The organism is Deinococcota bacterium (genome assembly GCA_030858465.1).
Taxonomy (GTDB): domain Bacteria; phylum Deinococcota; class Deinococci; order Deinococcales; family Trueperaceae; genus JALZLY01.
Window position 1 is genome coordinate 1 of sequence record JALZLY010000287.1, and the last position, 3,541, is coordinate 3,541.

The 3,541-nt window shown below is 66.3% G+C and carries 3 protein-coding genes; 1 reads left to right on the plus strand and 2 read right to left on the minus strand.

Annotation, left to right across the window (positions count from 1 at the left end; translation table 11 throughout):
- Positions 1-3 precede the first annotated feature (3 nt).
- Positions 4-423 (plus strand): nucleoside-diphosphate kinase, encoded by a 420-nt coding sequence (ndk, locus tag M3498_14340; GenBank protein MDQ3460457.1) that lies wholly within the window; start codon positions 4-6, stop codon positions 421-423.
- A gap of 19 nt (positions 424-442) precedes the next feature.
- Here ndk and M3498_14345 read toward each other — a convergent pair whose 3' ends face one another.
- A complete protein-coding gene (locus M3498_14345) occupies positions 443-1,597 on the minus strand; it encodes an acyl-CoA dehydrogenase family protein (protein ID MDQ3460458.1) in 1,155 nt (384 codons plus the stop codon).
- Between the two features lie 200 nt (positions 1,598-1,797).
- Positions 1,798-3,541 (minus strand): 3-hydroxyacyl-CoA dehydrogenase NAD-binding domain-containing protein (locus M3498_14350; GenBank protein MDQ3460459.1); only part of this gene is annotated, 1,744 nt, incomplete at its 5' end.

Here is a 3,541-nt window from a genome sequence, read left to right on the forward strand (position 1 = left end):
GTTATGGCAACCGAACGCACCTACGCGATGGTCAAGCCCGACGGCGTCAAGCGCGGCCTCGTCGGCGAAGTGGTCGGCAGGCTCGAGAACAAGGGCTTTAAGATCGTCGCCATGAAGCTCATGCACATCCCCCGCGAGACCGCCGAGAGGCACTACGGCGAGCACCGGGGCAAGCCCTTTTTCGAGGGTCTGGTCTCCTTTATCACCAGCGGCCCGGTGGTGGCGATGGTCGTCGAGGGCGAGAACGCCATCCTCGAGTGGCGCAAGATGATGGGCGCGACCAACCCCAAGGACGCCCTGCCCGGCACCATCCGCGGCGACTTCGCCAGCACCATCGACGAAAACGTGGCCCACGGCTCGGACGCGCCCGAGACCGCCGAGCGCGAGATCGGCATCTTCTTCAGGCCGGAGGAGCTGCTCTAGCGGTTGCCAAGCACGGCGCTCACCTCGCGCCGTTGCGGATGAGGTTTTTGGCGATGACGAGTTGCTGGATCTGTGAGGTGCCCTCATAGAGCCTGAGCAGGCGCACGTCGCGGTAGAAGTGTTCGACCGGATAGTCGGCGATGTAACCCGCGCCACCGTGGATCTGTACGGCCCGGTCGGCCACGCGTCCCAGCATCTCCGTGCAGTGGAGCTTGCAGCAGGCGGCTTCCATGGCGATGGCTTTGCCCTCGTCGAAAAGGTGGGCGGTCGCTTCGACCATGCACTTTCCGGCGTAGGACTCGGTCTGGCTGTCGGCCAGCATGGCCTGGATAAGCTGGAAGTTGGCGATTTCGGTACCGAACTGTTTGCGGGTGGTGGCGTAGTTCAGGCTCTCGTCGATGAGGCGCTTGGCGGTCCCTACCGAAGTGGCGGCGATGTTTAGCCGGCCCCGGTCGAGGACCTTCATGGCGGTTTTGAAGCCCTGCCCTTCTTTGCCGCCAATCAGGTTGTGGGCGGGAACGCGGGCGTTCTCGAAGATGACGTCACAGGTCTTGGTGCCGCGCTGGCCCATCTTTTTGTCCGGCGCGCCGAGCGTGATGCCGGGGATGCCTGCCTCCACGATAAAGGCGGACACACCGCCGGCGCCGTCCTCGGGCCTGCCGGTGCGCGCCATGACGGTGAAGACGTCGGCGCGGGGCGCGTTGGTAATGTAGCGCTTGGTGCCGTTTAGAAGGTAGTCGTCGCCGTCACGAGTAGCCCTGGTCTGGATGTTGGCCGCGTCCGAGCCGTAATCGGGTTCGGTCAGGGCAAAGGAGCCGATGAGTTCGCCGCTGGCGAGCCGCGGCAGGTAGTGCTGTTTTTGTTCTTCCGTGCCGTCGATGAGGATGCCCTGGGAACCGATGCCCACGTTGGTCGCGAAGACGCCGCGAAACGCCGAGCTGGTGTAGCCGACCTCCTGCATGACGAGGGTTTCCTCGAGCATGCTCAAGCCGAGCCCGCCGTACGTCTCGGGGATGGAGAGGCCGAAAAGACCGAGCTCGCGCATGGCTTCGACGGTCCTTTCCGGGACGTCGTCGCTCTCTTCGACGGTGGCTTCCAGGGGTACGAGTTTGTCGCGTACGAACCTGCGCAAGGTCAAGATGAGCTGCTGAAGGGTATCCGGCGCTAGGGACATGGCGTTCTCCTCATGGACGGTGACCGACGCGCGTTTTTCGTGCTGGAAGACGCTCGGGCGCGCACGTCACCTGGGCTGCCCCTTGCCTTCCGCAGGTTCTCGAGCCAGGCCGGCGAGCAGCAAGTCAGCGTAGTCCGCGGCTAGCCGGGCTGTCAAGCATCGTCGCGGCCTCTTTTTCCGGACACGGCGCTCACCGGCGCTCACCGGCGCTCGTCGTCGTAGTCCGTAAAGGTCTTGCCCTCTTGCGCCAGCGCGGCGAGCAGCGGCGCCGGCTTCCAGATATCGCCATACTCCTGGTGAAAACGGTTTATGTTGGCGTAGACCTCGTCCAGACCGGTGCGGCTGGCGTAGAACATGGGGCCGCCCCGGTGCGCCGGGAAGCCGTAGCCGTAAACGTAGATCACGTCGATGTCGCCGGCCCGCCGCGCGACGCCCTCGGCCAGGATCTTCGCGCCCTCGTTGACGAGCGCGTACATGAGATGCTTCAAGATCTCCTCGTCGCTAAAGTCCCGGCGTCGGATGCCGAGCCTCCTCGAGTGCTCGAGGATGAGGCGCTCGACCTCGGGGTCGGGAAGGGGCGTGCGGTTGCCCGGCTCGTAGCGGTAGAAGCCGGCGCCGGTCTTTTGGCCCAGGCGCCCCTGCTCGACAAGCTTGTCGGCGACGCTCGAGTAGCGCTCATAGGCTGGTCGTTTGGCCGCTTGCGCCTGCCGGATGCGGTAGCCGACGTCGAGACCGGCGAGGTCACTCATGGCGAAGGGGCCCATCGCCAGGCCAAAGCCGGTCATCACCCTGTCGACCTGCTGCGGCAGGGCGCCGTCTTCGATCAGAAAAAAGGCCTCGCGCAGGTACTTGTGAACCATGCGGTTGCCAACGAAGCCGTCGCAGACGCCGACCACCACCGGAACCTTGCCCAAGGTCTTGGCCAGCAGGGTGGCCGTTTGCAGTGTCTCGTCCGAGGTCTTGGCGGCGCGGACGATCTCCAGGAGCTTCATGACGTTGGCGGGGCTGAAGAAGTGGGTTCCCACCACCGCCTCGGGGCGTGAGGTGACCGCGGCGATGGCGTCGACATCGAGCGTCGAGGTGTTCGTCGCCAGGATCGCCCCCGGCTTCAGCACCCCGTCGAGCGCCCTGAAAACCTGCCCTTTCAGGTCCAGGTCCTCAAAGACGGCTTCGACGACGATGTCGGCCTCGCTGGTGGCCTGGTAGCCCAGCACGCCCTCGATGAGGCCCATCCGCTCGGCCGCCCGCTCAGCCGAGAGACGCCCCTTGCTGACGCTGCTCCGGTAGTTGCCTTTGATGACGCCGAGCCCCCGGTCGAGGGTGTCTTGGCTGGTCTCCATCACCTTGACGGGAATGCCGGCGTTGGCGAAGGTCATGGCGATGCCGCCGCCCATCGTGCCCGCGCCGATCACCGCGGCGAGGCGGATCTCCTTGGGCTTGGCGTCAGGGGCGAGCCCCGGCACCTTGGCGGCTTGCCGCTCGGCGAAGAAGACGTGCCGCAGCGCTCTGGATTGCTCGGAAGCCATGAGCTCCATGAAGAGCTCGCGCTCGCGCTTCAGCCCCTCGGCAAAGGGCAGGGTGAGCGCGGCCTCGACCGCGTCGATGCACTTTAGGGGGGCGATCATGCCGCGCGCGCGCTTCGCGGCCTCCCGCCGCGCCCTAGCCAAGACCTCTTCGGCGGGCCGGGCGGTGCTCACCTCGAGCTCGCTCGCCCTGCGCAGCGGCCTCCCCTCCCCAACGACCCTCCTCGCGAAGAGGAGCGCGCCTGCTAAGAGGTCGCCCCCTACAAGCTCGTCGATCAAGCCGAGCTCGAGGCCCCTGTCGGCCCCGATGGGACTGCCCGTAATGATCATGTCGAGCGCCGCTTCGGCGCCGACGAGCCGCGGCAAACGCTGCGTGCCGCCCGCGCCGGGCAGGAGGCCGAGCTTGACCTCGGGCGTGCCC

Bases quoted from the DNA above. Each gene is read 5' to 3' on its own strand.
- M3498_14345 (MDQ3460458.1), bottom strand. From the start codon at position 1,597: ATGTCCCTAGCGCCGGATACCCTTCAGCAGCTCATCTTGACCTTGCGC.
- ndk (MDQ3460457.1), top strand. From the start codon at position 4: ATGGCAACCGAACGCACCTACGCGATGGTCAAGCCCGACGGCGTCAAG.